22 protein-coding genes and 1 pseudogene are annotated in these 25,504 nt (G+C 59.8%); 20 read left to right on the plus strand and 3 right to left on the minus strand.

Features of this window, described 5'->3' with window-relative positions:
• Nucleotides 1-30: 30 nt before the first annotated feature.
• The 3 genes from ACZLHH_RS00860 (at nt 31) to ACZLHH_RS00870 (ending at nt 2,427) form a co-directional block, all read left to right on the plus strand.
• Entirely contained in the window at nt 31-1,227 is a 1,197-nt protein-coding gene (locus tag ACZLHH_RS00860; protein WP_049462200.1) for an MFS transporter, read from the plus strand.
• Nucleotides 1,228-1,451: 224 nt separating this feature from the next.
• Nucleotides 1,452-2,150: a CopM family metallochaperone gene (copM, locus tag ACZLHH_RS00865; RefSeq protein ID WP_071228802.1), complete on the plus strand. Its 699-nt coding sequence runs from the start codon at nt 1,452-1,454 to the stop codon at nt 2,148-2,150.
• A gap of 10 nt (nt 2,151-2,160) precedes the next feature.
• Nucleotides 2,161-2,427, plus strand: a complete 267-nt coding sequence (locus ACZLHH_RS00870; RefSeq protein WP_008786730.1) for a glutaredoxin family protein — start codon at nt 2,161-2,163, stop codon at nt 2,425-2,427.
• Nucleotides 2,428-2,433: 6 nt separating this feature from the next.
• Here the strand turns inward: ACZLHH_RS00870 and ACZLHH_RS00875 are convergent.
• A pseudogene (locus tag ACZLHH_RS00875) lies at nt 2,434-3,161 on the minus strand (DUF3363 domain-containing protein).
• A gap of 1,336 nt (nt 3,162-4,497) precedes the next feature.
• On the opposite strand from ACZLHH_RS00875, the gene ACZLHH_RS00880 reads away from it, so the two are divergent.
• The 4 genes from ACZLHH_RS00880 (at nt 4,498) to ACZLHH_RS00895 (ending at nt 10,556) form a co-directional block, all read left to right on the plus strand.
• Nucleotides 4,498-6,888: a hypothetical protein gene (locus tag ACZLHH_RS00880; protein WP_130768356.1), complete on the plus strand. Its 2,391-nt coding sequence runs from the start codon at nt 4,498-4,500 to the stop codon at nt 6,886-6,888.
• On the plus strand, nt 6,878-7,933 hold the full coding sequence (locus tag ACZLHH_RS00885) for a hypothetical protein (RefSeq protein ID WP_158229108.1): 1,056 nt from the start codon (nt 6,878-6,880) through the stop codon (nt 7,931-7,933). The genes ACZLHH_RS00880 and ACZLHH_RS00885 overlap by 11 nt, the downstream gene beginning before the upstream one ends.
• Nucleotides 7,934-7,935: 2 nt before the next feature.
• Nucleotides 7,936-9,267, plus strand: coding sequence for a TniQ family protein (locus tag ACZLHH_RS00890; protein WP_080052957.1), 1,332 nt, complete (start codon nt 7,936-7,938; stop codon nt 9,265-9,267).
• 147 nt (nt 9,268-9,414) lie between these two features.
• Nucleotides 9,415-10,556 (plus strand): IS3-like element ISStma9 family transposase gene (locus tag ACZLHH_RS00895; RefSeq protein ID WP_087944428.1). Its coding sequence is split into 2 segments (ribosomal slippage): nt 9,415-9,652 and nt 9,652-10,556, totalling 1,143 coding nucleotides; the frame shifts between segments, so codons are not numbered across the junction.
• Nucleotides 10,557-10,657: 101 nt separating this feature from the next.
• On the opposite strand, the gene ACZLHH_RS00900 is transcribed toward ACZLHH_RS00895, so the two are convergent.
• Nucleotides 10,658-11,272 (minus strand): hypothetical protein, encoded by a 615-nt coding sequence (locus ACZLHH_RS00900; RefSeq protein WP_033836041.1) that lies wholly within the window; start codon nt 11,270-11,272, stop codon nt 10,658-10,660.
• Between the two features lie 72 nt (nt 11,273-11,344).
• On the opposite strand from ACZLHH_RS00900, the gene ACZLHH_RS00905 reads away from it, so the two are divergent.
• The 8 genes from ACZLHH_RS00905 to ACZLHH_RS00940 all read left to right on the plus strand — a co-directional run bounded on the left by ACZLHH_RS00905 (nt 11,345) and on the right by ACZLHH_RS00940 (nt 20,302).
• The gene (locus ACZLHH_RS00905; RefSeq protein WP_033836035.1) at nt 11,345-11,626 is read left to right on the plus strand and encodes a hypothetical protein; all 282 of its coding nucleotides are present in this window, start codon (nt 11,345-11,347) and stop codon (nt 11,624-11,626) included.
• Between the two features lie 200 nt (nt 11,627-11,826).
• Nucleotides 11,827-12,114 (plus strand): CnrY/NccY family anti-sigma factor, encoded by a 288-nt coding sequence (locus tag ACZLHH_RS00910; RefSeq protein ID WP_130768358.1) that lies wholly within the window; start codon nt 11,827-11,829, stop codon nt 12,112-12,114.
• Between the two features lie 17 nt (nt 12,115-12,131).
• The gene (locus tag ACZLHH_RS00915; protein WP_087948687.1) at nt 12,132-12,560 is read left to right on the plus strand and encodes a periplasmic heavy metal sensor; all 429 of its coding nucleotides are present in this window, start codon (nt 12,132-12,134) and stop codon (nt 12,558-12,560) included.
• A gap of 14 nt (nt 12,561-12,574) precedes the next feature.
• Nucleotides 12,575-13,138: an RNA polymerase sigma factor gene (locus ACZLHH_RS00920; protein WP_049429827.1), complete on the plus strand. Its 564-nt coding sequence runs from the start codon at nt 12,575-12,577 to the stop codon at nt 13,136-13,138.
• Nucleotides 13,139-13,225: 87 nt separating this feature from the next.
• Entirely contained in the window at nt 13,226-14,449 is a 1,224-nt protein-coding gene (locus tag ACZLHH_RS00925; RefSeq protein WP_033836037.1) for a TolC family protein, read from the plus strand.
• Nucleotides 14,450-15,625 carry an efflux RND transporter periplasmic adaptor subunit gene (locus ACZLHH_RS00930; RefSeq protein ID WP_014645517.1) on the plus strand — a complete coding sequence of 392 codons (1,176 nt, stop codon included), beginning with the start codon at nt 14,450-14,452 and terminating at the stop codon, nt 15,623-15,625.
• Nucleotides 15,625-18,870: a CusA/CzcA family heavy metal efflux RND transporter gene (locus ACZLHH_RS00935; RefSeq protein ID WP_014645518.1), complete on the plus strand. Its 3,246-nt coding sequence runs from the start codon at nt 15,625-15,627 to the stop codon at nt 18,868-18,870. Before ACZLHH_RS00930 ends, ACZLHH_RS00935 begins: the two co-directional genes overlap by 1 nt.
• Nucleotides 18,871-18,967: 97 nt before the next feature.
• On the plus strand, nt 18,968-20,302 hold the full coding sequence (locus tag ACZLHH_RS00940) for an MFS transporter (protein WP_033836038.1): 1,335 nt from the start codon (nt 18,968-18,970) through the stop codon (nt 20,300-20,302).
• Nucleotides 20,303-20,413: 111 nt separating this feature from the next.
• Here the strand turns inward: ACZLHH_RS00940 and ACZLHH_RS00945 are convergent, their stop codons facing one another.
• Complete coding sequence (locus ACZLHH_RS00945; protein ID WP_008264507.1) at nt 20,414-20,737, minus strand: hypothetical protein; 324 nt, start codon at nt 20,735-20,737, stop codon at nt 20,414-20,416.
• 379 nt (nt 20,738-21,116) lie between these two features.
• On the opposite strand from ACZLHH_RS00945, the gene ACZLHH_RS00950 reads away from it, so the two are divergent.
• From ACZLHH_RS00950 to ACZLHH_RS00970, 5 genes are all read left to right on the plus strand, one after another.
• Nucleotides 21,117-21,767: a HupE/UreJ family protein gene (locus ACZLHH_RS00950; RefSeq protein ID WP_223224807.1), complete on the plus strand. Its 651-nt coding sequence runs from the start codon at nt 21,117-21,119 to the stop codon at nt 21,765-21,767.
• Nucleotides 21,768-21,786: 19 nt separating this feature from the next.
• Nucleotides 21,787-22,437 (plus strand): hypothetical protein, encoded by a 651-nt coding sequence (locus ACZLHH_RS00955; protein ID WP_033835782.1) that lies wholly within the window; start codon nt 21,787-21,789, stop codon nt 22,435-22,437.
• Between the two features lie 130 nt (nt 22,438-22,567).
• Nucleotides 22,568-22,933: a hypothetical protein gene (locus tag ACZLHH_RS00960; protein WP_075075811.1), complete on the plus strand. Its 366-nt coding sequence runs from the start codon at nt 22,568-22,570 to the stop codon at nt 22,931-22,933.
• An 88-nt stretch (nt 22,934-23,021) separates the two neighbouring features.
• Nucleotides 23,022-24,272: a TolC family protein gene (locus tag ACZLHH_RS00965; protein ID WP_014645521.1), complete on the plus strand. Its 1,251-nt coding sequence runs from the start codon at nt 23,022-23,024 to the stop codon at nt 24,270-24,272.
• Nucleotides 24,269-25,501 carry an efflux RND transporter periplasmic adaptor subunit gene (locus tag ACZLHH_RS00970; protein WP_014645522.1) on the plus strand — a complete coding sequence of 411 codons (1,233 nt, stop codon included), beginning with the start codon at nt 24,269-24,271 and terminating at the stop codon, nt 25,499-25,501. The genes ACZLHH_RS00965 and ACZLHH_RS00970 overlap by 4 nt, the downstream gene beginning before the upstream one ends.
• Nucleotides 25,502-25,504 lie beyond the last annotated feature (3 nt).

Consider the following 25,504-nt stretch of genomic DNA (forward strand, 5'->3'; position numbering starts at 1 on the left):
GGCCAGACAAACGAACAAGAAGGACCGCCCATGACCGACCAGAGCATCACGCGCCGAAACATCGGCGTTCTCACCGCCGCGCAGGCGCTCGGTGGCGCCAGCGCGCCCATCGTGATGTCGCTGGGCGGGCTGGTCGGCCAGCAGCTTGCCAAGGACTCGGCCTCGATCACCTTGCCTGTGAGCCTGTTCGGCCTGGGTCTTGCCATCGGCACCTTGCCTGCGGCGTTCATCATGCGGCGCCATGGCCGCCGCAACGGATACGTGGTCGGGGTCGGCTTCGGCGTGGCCTCGGGCCTGATCGCCGCGCTGGGCATCATGCTGGCCTCGTTTTGGATCTTCTGCGCCGGCACCTTCCTGGCGGGCTTCTACGGCGCGTATGTGCAGAGCTACCGCTTCGCAGCCGCCGACACCGCCGAGGACGCGCTCAAGGCCAAGGCGATTTCCTGGGTGATGGTGGGGGCTCTCGCGGGTGCCATCATCGGGCCGCAGTTGGTGATCTTCACGCGCGACGCGGTAGCGGGCACGCCCTACGTCGGCAGCTTCCTCAGCCAGGCGCTGCTGCCGCTGATCGCCCTGCCGATCTTGCTGATGCTGCGCACGCCGCGCCAGACCCCGGCCGAAGCCGCCGCCGACAGCGGCCGCACGGTGCTGCAGCTCCTGGCGATGCCGCGCTACGCGCTGGCCGTGGCCGCAGGCGTGGTGTCCTATGGGGTGATGGCGTTCGTGATGACCGCCGCGCCGGTGGCGATGGTCAACCACGGGCATTCGGTGGACAACGCCGCCCTGGGAATCCAGTGGCACCTGCTGGCGATGTTCGGGCCGAGCTTCTTCACTGGGCGGCTGATGGTGCGCTACGGCAAGGAGCGCGTGACCGCCGTGGGCATGGTGCTGCTCGCCGCCTCCGGGGTGGTGGCCCTGGGCGGGCTCGGCCTGTCCCACTTCTGGGGCTCGCTGGCGCTGCTGGGCATCGGCTGGAACTTCAGCTTCATTGGCGCGACGGCGATGGTCACCGATTGCCACACCCCGGCCGAGCGCAGCAAGGCGCAGGGCATGAACGATTTCTTCGTCTTCGCCGCCACGGCAGCCGTGTCGTTCCTCGCGGGATCGATCCTGCACAACTCGGGCTGGCAGGCGGTCAACTGGATGATCTTCCCGGCCCTGGCGCTGATCTTGGTGCCGCTGCTGTGGCAGACCGCGCGAAAGCCGGTGCGGCTAGGTCCGGGCTGATCGGGCCGATGCGGAAGGTGTTCCATCTAGCGGTCACCTCAGGCGCTACATCACCTGCCTCCACCGCTGCAGCTTCGACAGCGCGTTGTCGTAGGCGGCGGAAGTGAAGGACTGGATCTTGCGCCGAGGGTTTTCATCGGCATCAACGGCGAAATGAGGGCCTTGACCTTCCAACAATGGGAGGCCCTACAGTGACTCCATCAACCTCATTCAAGGAGTTTTTCATGAGAGTCAACAAGTTCAGCCTGTTGTTCATTGCGGGCGCCGTCGTGGTCGCCATCGGCCTGAGGGCCGTTCAGAAGAAGGTGGTCCCGTCGGGTGAAGTGATGCAGGCCAATGCGAGCGGAGGTCACCATGGGCACGCGATGCCCTCCAGCGCCTCGGCCAATGACAGTCCTTCCACGACCGCGTATCGCGCCGTGAACGACCAGATGCACGCGGGGATGGGAGCGCAGTTCACTGGAAACGCCGACGTCGATTTCATGCGCGGCATGATCCCGCACCACCAGGGCGCGATCGACATGGCCAAGGTGGCGTTGCAGTACGGCAAGGACCCGGAGGTCCGCAAGTTGGCCGAGGAGGTTATCTCTGCGCAGGAAGGCGAGATCGCCATGATGAATAAGTGGCTTGGAGAACGCGGCCAACAGGCGGGGACCGGCAGCTCGGGCGACGCCTCGACGACCGCCTACCGTGCCGGCAATGACCGCATGCACGCCGACATGATGATTGACTTCAGCGGCGATGCCGATGTGGACTTTATGCGCGGCATGATCCCGCATCACCAGGGCGCGATCGACATGGCCAAGGTGGCGTTGCAGTACGGCAAGGACCCGGAGGTCCGCGAGTTGGCTCAGGAGGTTATCTCTGCGCAGGAAGGAGAGATCGCCATGATGAAGAGCTGGCTTGCCGCTCGGGGAAAGTGAAGGCACGACCATGAACCAAGCCAGCACCCCGCGCATCATCATCTATAGCACTCCAGCCTGCCCGGACTGCCGGGTGCTGAAGGAGTGGCTGTCCCAGCAGAGCATCGTGTTTGAAGAACGCGACCTGACCGACCCGAAGATTTCTGCGGAAGCCAAGTCACGAACCGGCGTGCGCGTGGCTCCGATCACGCTCATCGGTAATGAGGTCTTCTATGGCACCTTTGCGAGCCAGAAGCCGGGGCTGATGAAGGCGCTCGGCCGTTCGACAAGTAGATGAAGGGTCTCAAGAAATACTTGGCCCGCGCTGCCGTCCAAGCTCCCAAGATACGCCGCCACCGCGCACCACGGCGGCGATATGCTGCCCCAGCCGCTGCTCGATCATCGGCCGCCACGGCACCAACCTGAATCCCATGCCGTCGTCCAGCATCGCGTAGCGCCCGCTGGCGAGCATGACGCTGCGCCGGTAGATGCCAGCCACACGCTGCCCGTCGGCCACCGGGCGATGCTCCAGGCCGGTTTCAGCGGCAATGTCCTTCGCGGCCTGTGCCAGTTCCCGGTTGCGCAGCGTGCCCAGCAGGTTGCGCGCCAGGATCACGCGCTGCCCGCGCCGCTCGGCCAGCGCCTGTTCGGCCAGGAAGTCGGCGCGCTGTTGCATGGCCTGGCCTCGCCACCAAAGCCTAGGTCGCCCAGGCCCGAGCCGCCGCCGATCAACTGCTGGTCGAGCCACGTGGCCCCGATCACGCGGGCCTGCCGCTCGATGGGCAAGTGCGATTTCAGCTCCACGGCCACGCCGCCCAGGCGCTGCGCGTCGTACTGGCGGCCACGCTCGGCCAGGTCGTCCGGCACCTTCCATAGCCCTTCGGCAACGCGCTCCACAATGCCGGCCCGACGCAGGGCCCATTTAGTAGATGGAGTGCCGCCGGTCTTAGCCGCATGCAGCGTTAAGGCGGGCTTGATATTAAGGCCTCTGAGAAGCGTCGGAGGTAGCCTAGCGATGTCAGCTTCTGGCATGAAGCAGCCGTGAACTTCAAGAGGAGCGAGGCGCGTCAGCGTACGGCCCGTAGCGGACGAGACTCTAGCGATGTCGACCACTACTAGTCCTGAGTCGCTAAGGCCAACCGCATGCTTCGTCCGACTCCCCGCGAACCCTCGTAGGGCACCTAAAGGGGCTCCTTACTTGTTAAGGACCGACAAGGTTGGACCGATGTCACGGCGGCGCTTGCCTCCTGGGCTGTTGGCGAGGGCCAATCAGCCGCGGACGTCAGCTCTGCCCCTAAGTCACTGCAACCATAGGTTCTCAGCCCTTGCGCAACCATAGGTTCAGCCAAAACGCAAACCTATGGTTGCCCGTCTAACAGCAATTAGCCACGTGCCCATAGTTAGAGCGCGTTTTGGCCTCATAGTTGGGTGCAGCCGAGGCTCTACATTCACCGACTATTAGCACTTTGGCCCCATAGTCGGGGCGCTCGTAGCGTAGCTAATTGATATCGAAGGAAATGATTGCATAGTTGGAGACTTCTTTCATAGCTGAACCAACTATGGGTACGCGAATGAATATCCGCTCTCCAGACCGTGCAGTCTGCTGGCGTCTGCCACCTACCTGGATTCCGATGCAAGGTTGTGAAGACGTGGCTGAACCTAGTGAGGCAGCACGGATCTCGGATGGACGCAACGCGCAATGCAAGAAGTCGCTAATCAATGTGGCATGGACCCACAAATGAAAAGCCACTGTTAGTTCCACTCGCGCAATGGGCTCCAATCTAGCATTCGACTCGTCCGGAGAACGCTCGACGTACTAAGGCTTCAAGGATTGTAATGGATTGATTTTAAAGGAGGTATAACCATTTATGGCTTGCGAAATGCAGAGGGACTCAACGAGCTTGCAACGAGCATTGGTTTGCGTATGTTGGAGGAATGAACGCACTTTCCCTGCAAAGAGCGGCACTTGAAGCGTCCTCAGAAGAGGAACTGGCAGACAGGATCGTTGATGAGTCTGGGATCTGTGTTCGCGTGGGGGATGCCAGGCAGCTACTTGGATTCCGTAGCCTAGATGCAGGTAGACGAGCTGCAGTGCAGGGGCGCTTAGGCATCGAAGCGGTGAACTTTCCAGGTCGCCGTGGACGTTTGTCCCTTCGGCAGGCACCTATCAAGGAGCCCGTGCAATGAGCTAAGTAAGAAAGATCTCTGGGGAGAAGAAACAACAAACCCTGGCTGGCAGGCCAGGGCTTGTTCGCAGCTAGCGCTTAGTTCCGCGTAGCTGAATCTACTCCCGACCCGTGCTTCTTTCAAGTGCTCGTCAAAGCGGGAGGGGGCCGTGCAGCCATCTCCCACCATGAGGGAGATGGCAATGACCCCAGATCAGCTGAGGGATCATCTAAGAACGCTAGATCTATCAGTAGAAGATAGGTCCTTCGCACTCGAGCTCTTTGGCCAGGAACCAGGGCGCAGCGTTGGCGCCTATGCACTGGACAATGTGGTCGTCGACTTCTATTCAAGAAAGTGTCGCGATGTTCGCAGGCTGGAAAGCCATACAGTCGAGCAAACATTTGCATATGAGCTAGAAATTGATCCTGACGTCATCTCATATGTTTGCCAGGTCACTTGTCGTGGCATAAGGCGCGGCAATCATGTGTGCACCGCCCATGCAGACTTCTTTGTGGTTCGACGGTCCTCCGTGGAAATCGTGGAATGTAAGCCCATCTCCAAGCTCAGCACTCTTGTGGAGAGAAAGCCCGAAGAGTGGGTGCTGGACGGTGGGAAATATCGCAATCTGGTGTATGAGCGATGGGCAGCATCCCATGGGATCGAGTACAAGATCTGGGCCTCACCCAGCAACATCAGCCGATACCATAGGAACTTGCAGTTCATCTACCAAAACTGGGATGAAGATCTCTCAATGGTGCGCCGAGAGGGCTTTGCTGCGGTGGAAAAGCAGCTTTACATGGGGCCAAAAAGCATCGCGTTTCTTATGGAAGAGATCCCTTGGTTCAACGCTGGGGTCGCAGCAGGACTCTTGGCGGATAGGCTAGTCCACGGGCCCATAGGGCACATACCGATTACCGATACGCGCAACTTTCTCTTAAGCCTAAGTCAAGAGCAGGCGGAGGCGATTGCGGCCGAGTGCTGTAAGAACATCAACAACCTGTATGCCGAAGCTAGCGGCCCAGTTGCGCTCGCAAGTTCAGTTGATGTGGCAAAGGCAGTTGCAAGGCTGAAGAAGCTTGAATGCCTTGCTCGTGAAGGAAAGCGAGCGACACCCAAGATGAGGAAGTTGGAGGAGCGGGTGAGACTAGCGCGCGCAGAGGGTCGCAATCCTCTAGATGATCTCATCACCAACTACGCAAAGTGCGGGAACCGATCCAGTCGTCTCACTCACGCGCAATCAGAACTTGTACGCGGAGTCATTGGCTCACATTGGCTAAAGGGTAAGGTTGCGACGCTAGCCGATCTGTATCGTGAGCTAGCCCTGCAGTGCGAGTGCGCTGGCGTTCCTGTGCCTGGCCGGAAGGCGCTCGTCAGAAGAGTTCGATCCGTTTCAAGGGGGCAACGTGATCTTGCTGTCGGCGGTAAGCGAAACTATCAAGCAAATAGGCCGCGTTCCGACGCTCGGGTTAGATCAGGCCAAGCGCTTGCTGTGCACTCTGTCCTGCACATCGATGCAACCAAGGTTGACAACCGAGTCTTTACACAAGAAGACGAAGGGCAGCAAGACCACTGCCCGGTACTGTACTGCGGCCGTGACGAAGCGTCGTCTAAGGTTATGGCCCATGCCTTTGTCTTCGGTCCCGCTCGGCGCGAAGGGCCACTAATTTTGCTGAGGAACTATGTGCGCGAGCACGCGAAGCTTCCACACGCAATCGTGATCGATCGAGGCACTGATCTGAAGTCAGCCTTAGGTGATCTCTGTCGAACCTATGGCATCTCCATACTCACAGTGCCGACAGGCGCGAGTCGCTTCAACTCACAGTGTGAGACGGTTCAAGGGCTTATCAATTCCATGGTCAGCCACAAATTGATTGGGAGCACAAAGCCAGATAAAGCCGGTAGAAGTGTCGATGGAAAATTCAAAAGCAGATCGACCGCGCGCCTAGATTTCTCGACCGTAGAATCCGAAATTCACCACCTTCTGTACAGCCTGATGCCCGAGATGCCCGTGGATGGCTTCGCAGGTGCGCGAGAGCGATTTGAGAACAGTCAGTTGACTGCTCCAAACTCTGGAATACCAACGGTTGTAGACGATGACTTCCTATTTCAAACTTCAGTGAAATTGAAATCATGCTCTTATGAAAGAACAAGGGGGATCAGACACTGGAGGAGAAGCTACACGAACGCGGATCTCGCGTCGCGCGCGCATGAAGAGAAGATCCTCAGTGCTCGGCGTGATCCTGAGGATATTTCATTCGTTTGGATTCAGACCACGAAGAGACGCTACAAGGCATGGTGCTCGAAGGTCTCGGAGATTGGTCACTACTCCGAGCAGGATCGTCACTTCGAGGCAATGTGGGAGCAGTTCATCACGCCGGATGTTGAGAGCAAGAAGGAGGAGCTGCAGCGTAAGAACTATGAGAGGACGAGCATGGCCAACGCCAGGCAGCGAGCCAATGATATGGGGCTAGCAAGTGGAAAGGAAACGCAAGCCCCGCCAAATGCGAGTCGATCGAAGGTTCAAGCGAGATTGGTCGTCAACTTTGATGAGCTCCCCGATCTCATTGTGGAAGGGGATTCGCATGGACGCTAGCATCCTGCCCCATTTTCCAGCTGATGAGATGAGCTTCCCTTTCATACCACATCAGCGCTTTCTAACTACCCAGCACAGCCTACTGAAATCAGTTTCGAGAGCTCGGCCAGGAGACTTTGTTTGGTTGATAGCGCCCTCCTGGTCAGGAAAGAGCGAGTTGCGTCGGCAGCTGTTGCCTGAGCTCGGAGGAAATCCCCAACTTTGGCCAACAGGCCACTTGCCGCTGATCTCCGTAAGGGCAATCCTGAATCAGGGCGACAAGTTCAATCCGAAAGACTTCGCTTTGCGCCTACATCAGGAAATAACTGAGCCCGACACTAGCTGGACTAATGCTATGGAAACCGGTGGCGATCCTGACCAAACGCACGTGGCCGCAGAGCGGCGAGCCTCTTCAGTGTTCTGGCGTGAAGTGCGCGCGAGAACAGCGGAGAGAGACCTTCGTCTTTCGTTTGAGCGCATGTCTAGAATTCGCGGATTGAGGTACATCGTCATAGAGGAGGCTGCGAACATCTGCAGGGTTCCGAAGAGTCAGAGTTCACGCAACTACATGCTTGGCATCATGGCGCTTGTTGAAGAAATTGGTTGTGTGGCGATCATGATAGGAACCCATGAAGCGTCCACGCTCTATGAGGATTCCCAAGAGGTGTTCAATAGATCTGACGTTCTCTATATGCGTCCGTACGGTCTGAATGACAATGACGACCTGCGATCCTACGCCTCTCTGATCAAGGCGATCGGCAAGGGATTTCCACTTTCAAAAGGTAGCCTTCTCCAGGAAAACCTAGAGCTCATTGCTCTCAATGGAGGAGGAATTTTTGGCCCAACTCTGCGGTACTTGATGCGGGCGAATGAAGAGCGTTGTCGCAATGGTTCCAATACCATCGAGCTCGGGCATCTGCGAGCAGCGTCTGGAACCGAAAGGAATCACAGGCTGCTCTGGGGAGAGATAGACGCGTTCAATAGACTTGCCGATGGCAAGCGTTCTCTACGCCTAGCGGACTTCTTGACCATCAAGGGCTCATTGCCTAGCGAAGGCGATCTGTGAGGATGGAACCACCAAGATGGACGGTACTTCCACCTCTTGAGCTTCGTGATGCAGGTACTCCCTGGACAGAGTCGCTCAATGGATACGCAAATCGCTTGGCTAAGCTCAGCGGAATTTCGTGGTGCAAGATGCTTCAGCTTATCGACACCCACTCGTCGGAGGTGCCGTCTAGATACATTGATCAGCGCAGACTCGATGGGCTCGGGCCTGTGTCAGTACGGCGTGCGCGTTCACTAGAGAAGCTGACTGGGCAGTCACTTGTCGGTGCTACTTTGTATGGACTCTCAGAGATCGTCTCCTCAAGGGCAGCGAGCTGGAGTCGACACGCCGCTTGGTGTCCGATTTGCATCGGAGCTAGCGATATGGACGAGAGCGCCACAGAGAGGCTGATTTGGAGCTTCGATGCTTATTCTCACTGCTCGCTGCACGACGCCAGGATTGAGAACAGCTGTTCCAATTGTGGACTCGGGAAGTTGAAGAGCATTGCATTGAGAAAGTGCCCATCCTGCGGAGATCGCCTAGACAGGCGCACACGCTTTGACTCGGCGAACCCGACTCAGCGCTGGATCAATCAGTGCATAGAGGAACTGATCTCTTGGTGCTCAAATCATCCAAATCAGAGGCTTGAACTCTCGAACTTGGAGGTGTTTATAGAGGCAGTCGTGGCTAGAGGCGAGGGGCGAAAGTTGGATTACCGACCTCCTGCACGCTTGCCTGCAAGCTATTCTGACTACAAGAGCTGGACTAGAGTGAATTGCTTCAGACTCTTTAGAAGGAATGATCCGAGTCGATTAGAGTTCAATGAGCTACTCAATCTATCGGCAAATCAGTGCGTTTCTGTCTTGGACATTCTTCTCCAGCCTATCGAATCTGCGTCCGAACTTCTGCCTGGAATTGGATCGAATCCGGAGCTCCCACTAGGACGCGGTCGAGTGGCAGATGAGCGAAGAGAGTTTGCTCGATTGATTGACGCTCTGCTTGGTGATGACCAGTGCGTCCTTCCATCCTTCCAGGTGCTTGCGCAGCTGAGCGGAAGACGAGGGTCGTTCAAGTCTGGCCTACCGCACCACCACGCTCACTATGCGGTCCGGCTAAGGCGGCAACAGATGATGATTCGCGGTGTTTCGCGAAGAACGATAAACAGAGCATTTCGTCTTGCATGTCAGTTGAAACTTTCGCTACAAGGACAGCTGCTGATATCCGAAGCCGTGGCAAAACGAATCCACATCGAGATGGATGTCGCATCGAACATCGTGCGATCCGCGGAACTTGCCTGTAGCCTTCTTCTCCCAGTGGGAGGGATGAAGGGCGTAGCTCGTATACCCAATCTATGAGCTGAAGCCTTCCTGGTGGTCTTAGAAGTCTCTTGGTCTTAGATGCCCCGTCTGCCTGACGAACACGAGTGCATTCCACGGTTGTGAATCGCCCAGGGTTCCGTAGACACCTCGCAGCCATAAACTATGGCTTAGGCGGAGGTGGTTATGAGCACGAAGCGGTACACCGATGAGTTCAAGATCGAGGCGGTCCGACAGATCGTTGAGTACGGCCGTCCGGTAGCGGAGGTTGCCGAGCGACTGGGCGTGTCGATCCATAGTCTTTACGGCTGGAAGCGGCAACAAGGCAAAGGCGATGTTGGCCGGCGTGTCGAGCAGGACCAGAACGCGGAAGTGCGCCGCCTCAAGGCTGAGCTACGCAGGGTCACTGAAGAGCGAGACATCCTAAAAAAAGCCGCCGCGTACTTTGCAAAGGGGTAAGAGCAAAGTACGCCTTCATGAAGCAACACGCAGATGAGTTCGGCCTCGCGGCGATGTGTCGGATGCTTGGCGTCCATCGCAGTGGCTACTACGCCTGGCTAAAAGAGCCGGCAAGCGCTCGCGACAAGGACGATCAGCGGTTGCTCGGCCTAATCAAGCACAGCTGGCTGGAAAGCGGCTCTGTGTATGGCCACCGCAAAGTGACCACAGATCTGCGCGAGCTTGGCGAGACGTGTAGTCGTCATCGCGTGGCACGCTTGATGAAGAGCGAGGGGCTGCGGGCAATGGTCGGCTACGGTCGGCGACCACGCCCATTGAGCGGCCCTGTTGGATCAGTCGCCAAGAACGTTCTGGCTCGCGGCTTCAAAGTCAGTGAGCCAAATCGCGCGTGGGTCACGGACATCACCTACATCCGCACGTACGACGGCTTCCTGTACTTGGCGGTAGTGCTTGATCTGTTTTCGCGTCAGGTCGTTGGATGGGCAACCCGACCAACTCAACATACGGACCTGGTTTTGCAGGCGCTATTGGCTGCAGTGTGGCGGCGCAAGCCAAGCCCCGGGCTTCTGCTTCACTCCGACCAGGGAACCCAGTTCACCAGCGAAGACTGGCAGAGCTTCCTGCGCGAGCACGACATCGTGTGCAGCATGAGTCGACGAGGAAACTGCCATGACAACGCAGCGATGGAGAGCTTCTTCCAGCTACTGAAGCGGGAGCGTATTAAGCGGAGGATCTACAGCAATCACGACGAGGCACGGGCCGACGTCTTCCAGTACATCGAGATGTTCTACAACCCAAAACGGCGGCACAGTTCCAACGACGGGCTGTCCCCGGTAGAGTTCGAGAAGCAGTACGCACTAAACGGCTGACGACTGTCTAGAAAACCCTGGGCGATTCATTGCGAGGTGTCAGCAATAGTGCCGAAGGGTGGCATAAGTGCTGTTTGCTACGTCGACGGATGCGCAGAGCATCAGAGCTGTCCAAGATCTTGGACGACCGATCGCCCTTGGCGCAGGTCGATTGCCAGCAGGCGACCACCTGCGACCTGCCGGCCAGCGGCGCTGTTTAACCATGCCGCTTGAATCCTGCCCGCCTCAATTACCGCATCCGCCGCAAAGCTGTCAGGCATGGCCCGCAAGGGCTCGCCGGGTGACGCCAGACCTCCGACCAAGGGTTGCACCACCGTTGCTGCGGTGCTGTTGGACTTGGCGTAGGCGGTGGCTATCATTCGTCCGGCGCGTGGGCACCACCCTCCAAGTACCAGTTCGGTGCCTAGGGTTTGCCTCGACAGGCCTGCTTCAAGGGCTGCCTTCTCGTACTCAGGCCAAAGCTGGTCGATCACCAATGTCAGTTCCTTGGCTAGCTGCTCCATTGTGAAGTCCGCCCGAAAGCTGGCCTGCAGCATAAGTGCGTAGATCCGAAGGAAGAATTGAGTGCTACCGCGGCAGGCAAGCACCACGTTGTGTTGTGGAATCAATAAGAACTTCGCGCCGGACGATTTGGCGCCGGTGAGTGCATCCTCGGCGAGAGTGTCAACTGCAACCAGCATCCGTTCAGGGCTAAGCAGGACGTTCAGGATACTCAAGTGCGCGCGCTCCACTGGCTTGCGGCAATATCATGCGGATTGTGACGATTGTCCATCTAGAAGCACATTGGAATGAATTTTGAGATTTCTGACTTAAAGGCTCGCTTAGAGGCGTGCGAGACAGATCTTGCGGCGCACCGTGGCTACTTGAAGGCCCTGGAGTACGGGGTGCGGACGCTAATCATCACGCATCCGTATCCAGACTTGTTATCGAGAGCCTGGGCCTCGATTCTTCCTGGGATCACTGAGGCTCACGGGCCGGAGGGCGGGTGGATTTTCAACGCGGCCTTCCAGCAGCTGCTCTCGGTGTTGACTCAGCAAATTGAGGCGCGGGGCGGCAAGGTCGGTGATTAGGGGAACAGGACCTCGATCTGAGGTGGCATTGCCTCCCAGCCCAGAGCAGGGCTTTCTGGACGGTTCAGGGCGGGACTTGGGGAACTTCAGGGCGGGACTTGGGGAACTCAAGCACGAATGCTGGAGGGAACTGATGTGCAGCTTTGAGGGGAAGGGGGATTGGCGTGCGTATAAAGAAGGGCAGATGAGGAGAACTTCAAATGAGTGACGTAGATGAATGGCTGACAAGGGCCTCGGCTGCCACTCGGCCCTGCGGCAATGAGCAGGCCACTGATGTGCTAGTTCAGCGCTTGTCCCAAGAAGCTTCCCCTTCGCAATGGGCCGGTAAGCGAGAGTTCCGCCGGGCACTCGCATGCGCCGCGCTCGCGGCGGTGCTTACCTGCGGAGGAGTAGGCTCCGCCTTCTTTGTCACCCAGGCACCCTCGCGCCCGACATGGGTCGCGGCCCCAGCTTCCATGTCCCCATACGCTCTACTGGTGGAACGCTGATGGCAATCGGACCCCTCATGAGGCTGCCGCTGGCAACAATCGCTGGCGCCATCATTGGCGTCGTGTGCGCGCTGGCTATCGGCTGGACCTGGCACTCGCTCAATCCTGGGCACAGCGATCTCCATGAACGCCTTCACGCCGTGGTGCCTCTGGACGACTCGGAGAAGCAGATCCTCCAGGCCAAGGAACAGCTGTTCGCAACAAGGCGAGGTGAGATCGAAGCGCGCCTGCGGATTGCCAACCGCCAGCTGGCGGACGCCATCGCGGCTGACCCCAAATGGAACCCCCAGGTGGAACGTGCAAGTCGTGAGGTGGAGCGGGCTGCGGGCGATCTCCAGCGCATCACGCTCGAGCATGTGTTCGAGATGCGCGAGGGCTTGAAACCCGAGCACCGGCCGGCCTACGACAAGGCACTCCTTGAAGCACTTCGCACCGACTCTCCCTGAGCCACACAAACGTTGTGACCATCGAGGACGACAACAACTGGGCAGTTGAAGCTGCGGCAGGTAATGCTGAGGCCTTCGCTCGCCTGGTCCGCCGTCACTCGCCAGCAATCAAGCAGATGGTTCGAGGCATGGGCCTGCCCGAAACCGACGTCGATGATGTCGTGCAGGAGACATTCGTTGCCGCTTGGCGAGGCCTGTCAGAGTACGATCCGACGCGCTCGGTACTTCCCTGGCTGATGCGTATTGGAATCAACAAGGTTCGTGATACGCAACGGTTTCGACGCGTCCGCCATTTCCTGTTCCGGGCCAAGCCTTTGGATGACGAGGAAGGACGCGCCCTGCATTCCGAGCAGGCCGGGCCAGAGCAGGTTGCCGGCTCTCAGCTTGAGCTCGCAGAAGTAAGAAGGGTTCTCAACACGATCGACCCGAGCCTGCGTGAAGCCCTGGTTCTGACTGCCTTCGTCGGCCTTTCCCAGGTTGAAGCAGCTTCCGCCCTGGGTATCAGTCTCAAAACAATAGAGGGTCGCGTACTGAGAGCACGGGCCAAGCTGACAGATGCACTGAGCCGCGGGAAATAAATTTTCGCCGGATTCGAGGGGAAGGCCGCGCAGGCCGCGTAGTGCAGAAAGACGGCCGAGATTGCGGCCCCACTGCACCGGATCCTCATGAAACCATCATTGCTTGCCCTGACGGTGATGCTGGCCCTGACCAGTATCTCTGCGGCCTATGCCTCGGACGCCCCGAACTTCAGCGCGTTGCTCGAGCAGAGCAGGGCCCAATCCCCCTTCCTTCAGGAAAAGGGGTTCGACACAGCTGCCGCTGCGGGCGAAGCCCGCCAAGCGCGAGCGCTACGTAACCCCACCATTGATGCCCTCGCAGAGAATCTCAACGCTCCCCCCAGCAATGGCGCGAGCCAGCGGCAGACGACCTACACCATCAGCCAGCCACTCGAGATCTTTGGCCAACGTGGGGCTCGAATCCAGGCGGGAGAGAAAGGGCTGCAGGCGGCCGAAGCTCGCCAGCACCAGGCACAAGTCGAATTCGCCGCAGCCTTGGCTGTTGCCTACGCGTCTTCCGAGGCTGGGCTGATACGGCGAAACATTGCTGCCGAAGATGTTGATCGCGCCAGAGGCGACCTGAAGGCAGCTCAGGCGCTGGTTGACGCAGGAAAGGAGGCCAGCCTGCGCGTAGCACAAGCCCAGGCCGGCTTGAGCTCAGCAGAAGCGATTGCCGCCTCAAGAGAGGCAGAGGCGGCTGCAGCTCTCGAGCAACTGTCAGTACTGGCGGGAAGAGCTGAACCCTACTCAGGCACGTCCGAGTCACTCCTGGTGCGCGAGTGGGTTGCGCCCGCAATTGCGAACGTCGATTCGGCATCTGTCCTGTCTGCGAAGGCAGACGTCGATGCGAGCGATGCGGTTCTGCGCACTGAACGCTTCAAGCGGGCACCGGACCTTAACCTCACCGCAGGCCGTCGCAACTTCGCCGCCGGTGGGGACGCATTGGTCGTCGGCGTGTCTCTGAGCATCCCATTGTTTGACCGGAACAGCGGCGGGATCAGCGCGGCTCGAGCACGGAGCGACGCCGCCCGTGCTCGATTGGATGCAGCACGCCTCCAGAGCCAGGCGGACCGTGCGACTGCGCTTGCGCGTGTTGACGCCGCCAAGCGAGGACTGATCGCTGCCTCCAAGGGAGAGGAAGCAGCCACGGAAGCCTACCGAATGGCGCGCTTGGGATACGAGGCCGGTAGAACCCCACTGGTTGAGCTGCTGCTTAGCCGTCGCACGCTGACGGACGCGAGGCTGAGCGTGGTGGATGCACGACTCGCACGCGTTGCCGCCTACGCATCGCTCGCCGTGGCCAGCGGTCAGATTGCCTTTGGAGACATGTAGATGAAGAGAAGTATTCCGGCTGTTAACACCCTGACGATGATCGGCGTGGCTACCTTGGCGCTTGGCGCGGGATTTGGCATTGCACGCTTATCCGCCCCTTCAGAGACGGTGGTCGACCCCGCGAAAGACGAAGCCAGCGCCAGTGCGCCGGCGGAGGCGGAGGCAGCTCAGGAAGTCGCGATTCCCAAGGAGTATCTTGCCGCTGCCGGGATCTCGGTGGAGCCCGTCACTTCCGCTCAGGTAGCGGCGAATATCACCGCATCGGGTTCGGTCGTGGCAATCCCCGGTGGTGAGGCCGTCGTGGTGGCACGTGCGGCCGGTAACGTCACCGATGTCATCCGGCAGGTGGGCGACAAGGTGAAGAAGGGCGAAGTGCTGGCACGCGTAGCCAGCCCTGATGGGGCCCGTATTGCGGCTGACCTTCGTGTGGCCAGCGCCAGCCTCTCCCTCGCCGAAAAGAACGTCAAGCGCGATGAGTCGTTGCTCGCACAGGGCGTGCTGGCACGACAAGAGGCTGAGGCGAGTCGCGCCGCCTATCTCACAGCGCAAGCAGAAGCACAACGCGCTGCCCTGGTGGCACGCACCGCCAATGTGGATGGAGGAGGTAGCGTCAACGTCATCAGCCCTATCGATGGAACCATCAGCAGCTCGCAAGTGACTCTGGGCGCTTTCGTCGAGCCGCAGGCCTCCCTTTATAGGGTCACAGGTTCCAATGGCGTGGAGATTCAGGCCTCCGTTCGTGCGGGTGACACCGGTCGGATCAAGGCCGGCGACAGCGTGTCCATTACCCGCTCCGACGGAAGCGTCACCTCAGGAAAGGTCCGTTCAGTTGCTGCCGCCGTAGGTGGGCTGACAAGGGCTGCCACAGTCGTAATCACCCCGAGCGCAGAGGCGAACGGATTGGTTGTGGGTGACGGTGTGCAGGTCCGGCTGGTCACCGCTTCCGGATCGGGTGAGGGGCTGTCTGTCTCGGAAGAGGCGGTCCAGAACATCGACGGAAAAGACGTCCTCTTCGTCAGAACCAGTAAGGGGTTCACTGCACAGCCGGTCTTCATTGGCCTCCGTAGCGGTGGTATGGCGCAGATCCTTTCTGGCGTCACTGCGGGAACCCCGGTTGCTACCCGTAATGCGTTTCTGGTGAAAGCCGAGATGAAAAAGTCGGGCGGAGACGAGTAATGATCGAGCAAGTACTCACGGGTGCCGTACGGCACCGCTGGCTGGTTCTGTTGATCACACTGGTGATTGCGGTGATCGGCGGGTGGCAACTGAACCTGCTACCGATCGACGTGACTCCGGATATCACGAACAAGCAGGTCCAGATCAACACCGTCATCCCGACGCTGAGTCCAGTGGAGGTCGAGAAGCGCGTTACCTACCCGATCGAGACCGCGATGGCAGGACTTCGGGGCGTCGCGAACACCCGGTCGTTCTCGCGCAACGGCTTCAGCCAGGTCACGGTGATCTTCGATGAGAGCGCAGACCTCTACTTCATGCGCCAACAGGTCACCGAGCGTCTGACTCAGGCTCGGCCCCAGTTGCCGGAGGGTGCCGAACCACTGATGGGCCCGGTTTCGACCGGGTTGGGCGAAGTATTCCACTACAGCGTTGAATTCACCCACCCAGATGGCAAAGATGCCCCGCGAAATGATGGTAAGCCTGGCTGGCAAAGCGACGGTTCGTTCCTGACTGATCAAGGGGAACGGCTGACGGACAACATGGCACGTCTGGCCTACTTGCGCACAGTCCAGGACTGGATTGTGCGGCCTCAGCTGCGCACGACGCCAGGCGTAGCAGACGTCGACAGCCTCGGCGGCTACGTCAAGGAGTATGTCGTTGAGCCCAATGCGAGCAAGCTCGCGGAGTACGGGTTCTCCTATACCGACCTGGCCGACGCGTTGCAGGATGCCAATCTGTCGGTCGGAGCAGACTACATCCAGAGGTCGGGCGAGTCCTATCTGGTGCGCGCAGACGCCCGCATCCGCTCCGTGGACGAGATTGCCCGTGCCGTTGTGGGCAATCGCAACGGAGTTCCCGTAACGGTGGGTGACGTCGCACGTGTGGTCGTTGACGGTGAGCTCCGCCGCGGTGCTGCCAGCCGCAATGGATACGAGACTGTCGTCGGCAGTGCACTCATGCTGGTTGGCGCCAACAGCCGAACTGTGGCGGCGGCGGTGGGTGACAAGCTGCAGGAGATCGGCAAGACCATGCCGCCGGGCGTGACGATTGTTCCCACCTTGGACCGATCCCAGCTGGTTGTCGCAACGATCAAGACCGTCGCCAAGAACCTGGCCGAAGGCGCTCTTCTAGTCGTGGTCATCCTGTGTGCATTGCTCGGAAACTGGCGAGCTGCTGTCATTGCTGCATTGGTGATTCCGTTGTCCCTGCTGATCACCGCGATCGGCATGAACAAGCTCGGGATCTCTGGCAACCTGATGAGCCTGGGTGCGCTCGACTTTGGCCTGATCATCGACGGCGCGGTCATCATCGTCGAGAACGCACTGCGCCGCCTGGCAGAGCGACAGCATGCACTTGGGCGCCCGCTCAATCTATCGGAGCGCCTGCATGAAACGATCGCCTCGTCCAAGGAGATGGTCCGCCCGACCGTATATGGGCAGGCGGTCATCTTCCTGGTCTTCGTGCCCTGCCTGACCTTCCAGGGCGTCGAGGGGAAGATGTTCTCTCCGATGGTCATTACCCTGATGCTGGCGCTGGCCTCTGCATTCGTGCTCTCCCTCACTTTCGTTCCGGCGATGGTGGCGGTCATGCTCAAGGGCCACATTTCCGAGAAGGAAGTACGGGTAGTAGCTGCTACCAAGAGCCGCTATCAGCCGATGCTTCGCAGCGCAATCCGCCAACCCATGCCCTACCTGGCCGGTGGTCTTGGCGTCCTGGTGGCCGGCGTTGTGGCCTTTGGCTTTGTGGGTCGGGAGTTCATGCCCACATTGGATGAGCAGAATCTCAACCTGTCCTCCGTTCGCATCCCGTCCACATCGATCGAGCAGTCCGTCGCCATCGACCTTCCTCTTGAGAAGGCACTGATGACGTTGCCGGAGGTACAGACGGTGTACTCCAAGGCCGGTACCGCAAGCCTGGCCGCAGATCCCATGCCGCCCAATGCGTCCGACAACTACGTGATCCTCAAGCCCAAGGACCAATGGCCGGATGGAGTGAAGACCAAAGAGCAGGTGATCGAGAGGATTCGAGAAAAGACAGCCTTTCTTGTTGGTAACAACTATGACGCCACCCAGCCCATCGAGATGCGCTTCAATGAGCTGATCGGCGGCGTTCGTAGCGACGTTGCAGTCAAGATCTATGGCGAAGACCTGACGGCGCTTGCCGGCAGCGCTGACAAGATTGCGGCCGTCCTCAAGAAGATTCCGGGCGCATCGGATGTCCGTGTGGCGCAGACGGGAGGCTTCCCGACCTTTGACATGGCGTTCGACCGGGCCGCGATCGCCCGTTACGGACTCACCGTCAAGGAAGTGGCCGACACAGTGTCTGCTGCTCTGGCAGGTCGCATGGCGGGCCAGATCTTCGAAGGTGATCGGCGCTTCGACGTGGTGGTTCGTCTGCCCCGTGTGGACCGCAGCGATCTCGATGTACTAGGAGCCGTTCCGGTTATGCTGCCGCCAGGCAGTCAGGAAGGCCGTCAGTCTGTTCCGCTTCGTGAATTGGTCAGTTTCCGCTTCACACAGGGTCTGAACGAAGTGAGCCGCGACAATGGCAAACGTCGAATCTATGTGGAAGCGAATGTGGTCGGGCGTGACCTGGGTAGCTTCGTTGACGACGCCAAGGCGGCTATTGCCCAGCAGGTGCAGTTGCCCACGGGTTCCTGGATCGAATGGGGCGGGCAGTTCCAGAATCTGCAGGCAGCAACGAAGCGACTGGCGATTATTGTGCCTCTCTGCTTCATTCTCATTGCAGCCGTCCTCTACATGGCGATTGGCAACGGTTTGCTGACAGGTACGGTACTGACTGCGGTGCCACTTGCTCTGGCCGGTGGATTCTTCGCATTGGCGTTGAGAGGAATCCCCTTCTCGATCTCAGCTGCTGTGGGCTTCATCGCGGTATCTGGTGTCGCGGTGCTCAACGGCCTGGTTCTGATCTCCGCGATCAAGAAACGCCTGCACGAGGGGCTTCCGCCAGATGAGGCGGTCGAACTGGGTGCAATGGAGCGCGTTAGACCGGTTCTTATGACCGCGCTGGTTGCCTCCCTGGGCTTCGTCCCGATGGCGATTGCAACAGGTACGGGCGCCGAAGTGCAGAAGCCACTGGCTACAGTGGTTATCGGGGGTCTTGCCACGGCAACCGTACTGACGCTGTTCGTGCTGCCTGCGCTGTGCGGGCTGGTACTCCGAAGAACTGCGCGCAGGAAGGCCGCGGGCATTGAAGACCCCTTGCCGGTACCCGAAGTCGATTGAGCGCAAGCCCCTTCCACGGCTTCACGTCCTGCCCTGCGGATCGGATTACGATCCGCAGGGCAGCGGCGCTTTCCACTGTTCCATCTAGAGGTGAGCCATGATCGAGGTCCTACGCTTTCCAACATTCAGGAACCTGTTCGCTGCGCAGGTTATCGCGCTGATCGGCACGGGCTTGGCTACCGTGGCGCTCTCTCTTTTGGCCTATGACTTGGCGGGGGCTGAGGCGGGCGCTGTGCTAGGTACGGCTCTGGCAATCAAGATGATTGTCTACGTGCTGTTGGCCCCTCTGTCCGGAGCGATCGTCCCGGCAAATCTACGCAAACCGGTGCTTATTGCCCTCGACCTGGTGCGGGCGGGCGCGGCGCTTTGTCTGCCGTTCGTCAACCAGATCTGGCAGGTGTACCTGCTCATTGCCTTGCTGCAGTCGGCCTCGGCGTGCTTCACCCCTCTGTTCCAGTCGACGATCCCGGAAATCCTGAAGGAGGAACGCGACTACACCCGAGCACTGTCCCTGTCGCGCCTGGCCTATGACCTGGAGAGCCTGCTGAGTCCCGCGTTGGCCGCTGCTCTGCTGACGCTGATCAGCTTCCACGGCCTGTTCGCTGGTACGTCCGTAGGCTTCGTGATATCCGCCATCTTGGTGTTCTCAACTGCATTCCCCTTCGTTGCTCCGTCCCTAAGAAAGGACGGTCCCTACGCCCGCGCGATTCGAGGAATGCGGATCTACCTGAAGACGCCCAGGCTGAAAGGGTTGCTTGCCCTTAATCTGTGTGCGGCCGCCGGCGGCGCCATGGTGTTCGTGAACACCGTCGTTGTGGTGCGCAACGTTCTCGGCGGAGCAGAGTCACAGGTGGCATGGGCGCTGGCAGCTTTCGGTGGCGGCTCGATGCTGACGGCGCTTGTCCTCCCCAAGGTTCTCGATCGGGTGGCTGACAGGCGCGTGATGCTCTCCTCAGCCCTTGCAATGTGCATCGTACTTGTGACCCTCGGGCTTACCTGGCTGCTCTCGCCCTCCTCCATAGGTTGGCCCATCGTGCTCGCCGGCTGGGCATTGTTGGGGATGAGCTATGCGGGGCTGGTGACTCCTGGCGGCAGACTGCTGCGGCGATCAGCGGAATCCACCGATCTGCCATTCCTGTTCGCAGCGCAGTTCTCTCTCTCCCACGTGTGTTGGCTGATTGCCTACCCTCTGGCGGGAGCCGTGGGTGCGAAGTTTGGAATGCCAGTGGCGATCATGGCACTGGCAGTAGTCGGCATCGCCGGATTCGTGTTCGCCTGGAGAATCTGGCCCGCCCATGACCCGGACGAGATCTCCCACGGTCACGACGATCTGGCTGCGGACCATCCCCACTGGGCGGAACACGCTTCTTCCAACGGCAAGCACTCACATCGGTATGTCATCGACGACGTGCACCCTCGTTGGCCTGGATGACGGAAACTTGAACAAGGGGCGCGAGAGGGCACTTTCACCGCTCGCGCCCGACGTTGTCATATCGACTTTGCCAGAACAAGCCTCTAGTCTTTGCCCGTGCGATCCCTTCGTCTACCAACCAGCGTGCTGTTGCGCAGCTGCATCTTCATGATGCTGGTGGCGAGTCTGTTCGTGCGACCCGTCCTGAATCATCTGGGTGAGCTGCACGGCTTGCAGCACATCGTGCAGGCTGCGGTGGAACATGGTCACCCCCATGTTGGGGTGAGTGATGCCGCAGACCGTGATCTTGAACACGCGGTTGGATTGCACAGCCTGTTGCACCAGGCCGATCTGACGGCTTCTGTAGGCATCTTGGCCAGCCTTGCTGGACCCGCTCGAGTTGATCTGAGCGATATCCATCCCTGGCACCAGCCAGCGGCAGAGCTTCAGCATCATCGCTCATCCCTGTTCAGGCCTCCTATCGCCTGAGACCCAGGCCTCGTGCTCGCACTGAGCAGAGGCTTGGCAGCGCCCGTCCAGTCAATCCTTACTGGACGTTCGTCGCTGCAAGAAATTATTCATTCGTTCCCCGCCCGGACCCCGCTTACACGCAGTGATCCGTGTGACGTGCCGTGCGCGCCCTCTGCGCACTCGTAGCACGTTGCGCCGGTTCCCAGTGTCGTAGCGGATAGCTTTGGCGGAGGTCCGCTGACCGCATTCGTAGATCCTCATCATGATCCCCAGTTCTGAATCCGGGGCGCTCTCGCGCGTCCTTCTCCAACCCCCACTACGGTCGCACTGGCCGCGAACTCTACTCGCACTGCTTTCCCTGTTCATGCTGCTACTCACAGCTGACGGGGCGTTGGCTCACGCGATCGCCGAAGGCGACAAGGGCTACATCCAGGAAATATCTGGAGTAAATCTGATCGCATTCGCCTATCTGGGCGCAAAACACATGGCCACCGGCTATGACCACATCCTGTTCCTCCTGGGCGTGGTGTTCTTCCTGTACCGGATGAAGCATGTCGCGCTGTATGTGACGCTGTTCGCGATCGGGCACTCCACAACGATGCTGCTGGGTGTGCTGTTCAACGTGGGCATCAACAGCTACCTGATCGACGCGATCATTGGTCTGTCTGTGGTCTACAAGGCCCTGGACAATCTGGGCGCCTACCAGCGTTGGTTCGGCTTCCAGCCAAACACAAAGGTTGCGACGTTGATCTTCGGCCTGTTCCACGGCTTTGGTCTGTCAACCAAGATCATCGAGTACGACATCTCACCCGATGGTCTGTTGCCCAACCTGCTCGCGTTCAACGTCGGCGTGGAGATCGGCCAGATCCTCTCGCTTGGCGCGATTCTGATCGCAATGGGCTACTGGCGCCGCACGCCCAGCTTCTTCAAGCACGCCTACACCGCCAATGCCGCCATGCTCTGCGCCGGATTCATTCTGATCGGCATGCAGCTCACTGGCTACTTCGTTTCCTGACTTTCAAGAGAACTACATCATGTACAACAGTAAGCCCGCCGAAGGCGACCTCCCCACCAGCCGCCAGTTGGGACGCACCACCGCAATTGCCGCCGGCATCGCCATTGTCCTCCTGGTTGGAGTGGTGATGCCATCTGAGTACGGAATCGATCCCACTGGTGTTGGTCGGGTACTGGGCTTGAAGGAAATGGGGGAGATCAAGGAACAGCTTGCCGAGGAAGCGGCAGCTGACGCTGCGATGGACGCAAAGGCCGCCGAAGACGAGGCAGCCGCCCTGCTGACGCAGGTGTCCACGCAGAACCGTAAGACCGTTGAAGTTGCTCAGAAGCCTGCCGCGAGCAATGCGGCCACCGCTGCTGAATGGCGGGACGAAGAACAGGTTGTCCTGGCGCCGGGCCAAGGCACCGAGATCAAGCTCGTCATGAAGGCGGGCGAGCGCGCCAGCTACCAGTGGTCTGTTGAAGGCGGCGTCGTGAACTTCGACGCCCACGGAGACGGCGGCGGTCGAGCGATCAGCTATGAGAAGGGTCGAGGGGAAGCCACCAAGCAGGGGGTGCTCCTGGCTGCCTTCGACGGCAACCACGGATGGTTCTGGCGCAACAGGGGCGAGGAGCCCGTAACGCTTCTGCTCCGCACCGGAGGGGAGTACGAGTTGATCAAGAAGATGTAAACCGCAGCGGTTAGCGGTGGCCGGGTGCGCTTAAGGCCCGGCCACCGCCCTATGTGCGGTATTTCCGATGGGCTGCGCCCAGTTTCGGCCCCCTCGACAACCCCAGCCAGCCCCGCTTAAGCTAACCTATATGCGTCTTTCCGCCCGCCACGGCCTTGCCCTCAGGATCAGCTTCTTTGCGCTGATGCTGTTGAGTGTCGTTGCGCGGCCGATGGTGATCCAGCTCAGCGAACTGCACGGATTGGAACATGACATCGCAGCAGCGGTGGATCATGGCCATTCACATGCCGGCGGTGCGGGCGACAATCTGGACCCGGATCACGCCACTGGCGCTCATGCGGTACTGCATCAGGCAGATGCGAGTTTCGCTGGAAGCCTGTTCACGCCCCACGTCTACCTGGCTTCACTACCGCTGGCCGGTGAAGTCCATGCTCTGCGACTTCTGAGGGTGCCTGCAGGGCACCCGGCGTCACCCTTCCGACCTCCGATCGTCTGACGACCCTAGCTGCGCTCTAGCAGCCTGAGCGCGCCTCCCGTGTAGCGGAAGGCGGCGCGTCGTTCTGACTTTCTTTCCGGAGGCTTCCGTGAAATTCCGTAGTGTGTGGGCGCTGGCTGTTGCCGGCGCCTGCGGTGTGGCCGTTCCTGGCTACGCCGCCGAAGTGCTGCGCCTGGAGGATGCGGTCGCCCGCGCTCTGGGCACTCACCCAAGCGTGCAGGCAGATGCCGCACAAATAGAGGCGACAAAGAACCGTGCGGCGCGAGAGGGCTTAGCAGCCCCGTTGGTGCTCGGCGGAGAACTGGAGAACGTGGCCGGTAGTGGCAGCGTGCGAGGTATGGACGCTGCCGAGGCAACGTTCCGGGTATCCAAGATTCTGGAACTGGGTGGCAAGCGGGCGGCCCGCCAAGCGCTTGGCGGCGCCGAGGTGGATGCAGCCCTGCGAGAGGCTGATGTGACCCGGGTGGCCATCGCCACACGCACCGCTGGTCGATTCATCGACGTGCTTGCGGCGCAGGAGCATGTCGAGCATGCGGAAGAGCGGATTCGTATGGCCCGCGCGCTTCAGCGAGAGGTGGCCCGCTGGGTCTCTGCGGCACGGAACCCGGATTCAGACCTGAGGGCCGCTGAAATTGCCCTGGCCGATGCAGAGCTCAAGCGTGATCAAGCAGTCCAGCGGTTGGAGGCCTCGCGCATGGCGCTTGCGTCTTCCTGGGGCTCTTTCACCGCTGACTTCGACACCGTCGCCGGCGATACAAACATCCTCCCTCCGCTGGATGACTACCAGACGCTGTCCGAACGCCTTCAGAACGCGCCACAGCAACGTGCCTTCGATGCCCAGTCCAGAGTTCTTGCCGCGCGCCGCGATGTCGCCGTTTCCAGCGCGAAGCCTGACGTGAGTGTTGGATTTGGACTTCGCCGTCTTGAAGCAACGAAGGACAGTGGCTTGGTCATGTCGATCTCGGTTCCCTTGGGAACCCGGCGTCGATCAGCCTACTTGGTATCCGAAGTCGACTACGAACTGAGTGCGCTCAAGTCACGCCGTGAAGCACAAATGTTGGAGCTCAACCAGGAGCTGTTCGGAGTCTATCAACAGCTGCGCCAAGCGCAGTTGGAGGTCACCTCCGTTCGTGAGCGGCAGCTCCCCAAGGCGGAGCAGGCGATGAATCAGAGCCGTCGTGGCTTCGAGGAGGGTCGATTCTCCTATCTCGCATTGAGCCAGGCGCAGAAGACGCTGTTCGACCTTCGTGAGCGCGAAGTCGAGTCCGCCGCACTCTATCTCCGATTGCTGGTCGAGGCAGATCGCCTCACCGCCTCCGCCCAGGATATCCGCCCATGAATCGTTACGCCCTTCTTATGTTGCTTCCGCTGGCACTGGCCGCCTGTGGCGGTGAAAAGCCGGTTGAGAAAGAAGCCGCAGAATCCGCCGCCGCGGCCGGCGACTACGAGCGCGGCCCCAACCGCGGTCGCATGCTCCGCGATGGTGATTTCGCACTTGAAGTCACCGTCTATGAAACCAACACGCCTCCTCAGTTCCGCCTCTACGCCTATCGAAATGACAAGCCGATCTCACCGAATGAGGTGAAGGCAACAATGCAGTTGAAGCGCCTCGACGGTGAGGTCAATGATTTCACTTTCACCGCCGAAAACGACTATCTCGTAGGGAACGGCGAGGTCGTGGAACCTCATTCTTTCGACGTGAAGGCAGACGCAGTGGTAGGAGGAAAGACACACACCTGGTCCTATCAGTCCTATGAAGGCCGTACCACCATCGAGCCAAGCGCTGCCAAGGATGCGGGTGTGGTGGTGGAAGAGGCTACCGCTGGCACTATCCGCGATACGGTCACGCTGATGGGAAACATCGCGGTCAACACTGGCCGCCAGGCCGCCGTCAAAGCACGATTCCCAGGTATTGTCCGCAGCGTGTCGGTCGAGATGGGCCAACGCGTTTCGGCAGGGCAGACGCTGGCGACGGTTGAAGGCAATGACAGCATGCGCACCTACGCGGTGATTGCTCCCTTCAGCGGCATCGTTCTTGCGCGCAACACCAGTGTTGGTGATGTGGCCGGCGACAACACACTGTTCGACGTTGCCGATCTGTCAGAGGTCTGGGTCGATCTACGAGCTCTGGGCACTGACGCCGAGCGTCTCGCTCCAGGTCAAGCAGTGCGGATCCGTTCCGCCACGGGTGCCTTGGAGACTGAAGGTAGGCTCCAAAGCCTGCTTCCGCTGGCAAGCAGCGGCCAAAGCGTGGTTGCGCGCGTGAGTATCCCCAATGGTGACGGCAAGTGGCGTCCAGGAATGGCTGTCTCGGCCGAGGTCATCATTGCCGAGACACCTGTTCCACTGGCCGTCAAAGAGTCAGGGCTCCAGCGATTTCGCGACTTTACCGTCGTATTTGCGCAGGTGGGCGATACCTATGAGGTGCGCATGCTTGAGCTTGGAAAGCGTGATGGCGAGTGGGCAGAGGTTCTTGGCGGACTGAAGCCCGGAACGCGGTACGTCGCCGAGCAGAGCTATCTGATCCGTGCAGACATCGAGAAGTCTGGCGCCAGCCACGACCACTAAGGA

The sequence above is a fragment of the Stenotrophomonas sp. 28608_Sma genome (assembly GCF_056486185.1).

Bases quoted from the DNA above. Each gene is read 5' to 3' on its own strand.
- ACZLHH_RS00860 (WP_049462200.1), top strand. From the start codon at position 31: ATGACCGACCAGAGCATCACGCGCCGAAACATCGGCGTTCTCACCGCC.
- copM (WP_071228802.1), top strand. From the start codon at position 1,452: ATGAGAGTCAACAAGTTCAGCCTGTTGTTCATTGCGGGCGCCGTCGTG.
- ACZLHH_RS00870 (WP_008786730.1), top strand. From the start codon at position 2,161: ATGAACCAAGCCAGCACCCCGCGCATCATCATCTATAGCACTCCAGCC.
- ACZLHH_RS00880 (WP_130768356.1), top strand. From the start codon at position 4,498: ATGACCCCAGATCAGCTGAGGGATCATCTAAGAACGCTAGATCTATCA.
- ACZLHH_RS00885 (WP_158229108.1), top strand. From the start codon at position 6,878: ATGGACGCTAGCATCCTGCCCCATTTTCCAGCTGATGAGATGAGCTTC.
- ACZLHH_RS00890 (WP_080052957.1), top strand. From the start codon at position 7,936: ATGGAACCACCAAGATGGACGGTACTTCCACCTCTTGAGCTTCGTGAT.
- ACZLHH_RS00905 (WP_033836035.1), top strand. From the start codon at position 11,345: ATGAATTTTGAGATTTCTGACTTAAAGGCTCGCTTAGAGGCGTGCGAG.
- ACZLHH_RS00910 (WP_130768358.1), top strand. From the start codon at position 11,827: ATGAGTGACGTAGATGAATGGCTGACAAGGGCCTCGGCTGCCACTCGG.
- ACZLHH_RS00915 (WP_087948687.1), top strand. From the start codon at position 12,132: ATGAGGCTGCCGCTGGCAACAATCGCTGGCGCCATCATTGGCGTCGTG.
- ACZLHH_RS00925 (WP_033836037.1), top strand. From the start codon at position 13,226: ATGAAACCATCATTGCTTGCCCTGACGGTGATGCTGGCCCTGACCAGT.
- ACZLHH_RS00930 (WP_014645517.1), top strand. From the start codon at position 14,450: ATGAAGAGAAGTATTCCGGCTGTTAACACCCTGACGATGATCGGCGTG.
- ACZLHH_RS00935 (WP_014645518.1), top strand. From the start codon at position 15,625: ATGATCGAGCAAGTACTCACGGGTGCCGTACGGCACCGCTGGCTGGTT.
- ACZLHH_RS00940 (WP_033836038.1), top strand. From the start codon at position 18,968: ATGATCGAGGTCCTACGCTTTCCAACATTCAGGAACCTGTTCGCTGCG.
- ACZLHH_RS00945 (WP_008264507.1), bottom strand. From the start codon at position 20,737: ATGATGCTGAAGCTCTGCCGCTGGCTGGTGCCAGGGATGGATATCGCT.
- ACZLHH_RS00950 (WP_223224807.1), top strand. From the start codon at position 21,117: ATGCTGCTACTCACAGCTGACGGGGCGTTGGCTCACGCGATCGCCGAA.
- ACZLHH_RS00955 (WP_033835782.1), top strand. From the start codon at position 21,787: ATGTACAACAGTAAGCCCGCCGAAGGCGACCTCCCCACCAGCCGCCAG.
- ACZLHH_RS00960 (WP_075075811.1), top strand. From the start codon at position 22,568: ATGCGTCTTTCCGCCCGCCACGGCCTTGCCCTCAGGATCAGCTTCTTT.
- ACZLHH_RS00970 (WP_014645522.1), top strand. From the start codon at position 24,269: ATGAATCGTTACGCCCTTCTTATGTTGCTTCCGCTGGCACTGGCCGCC.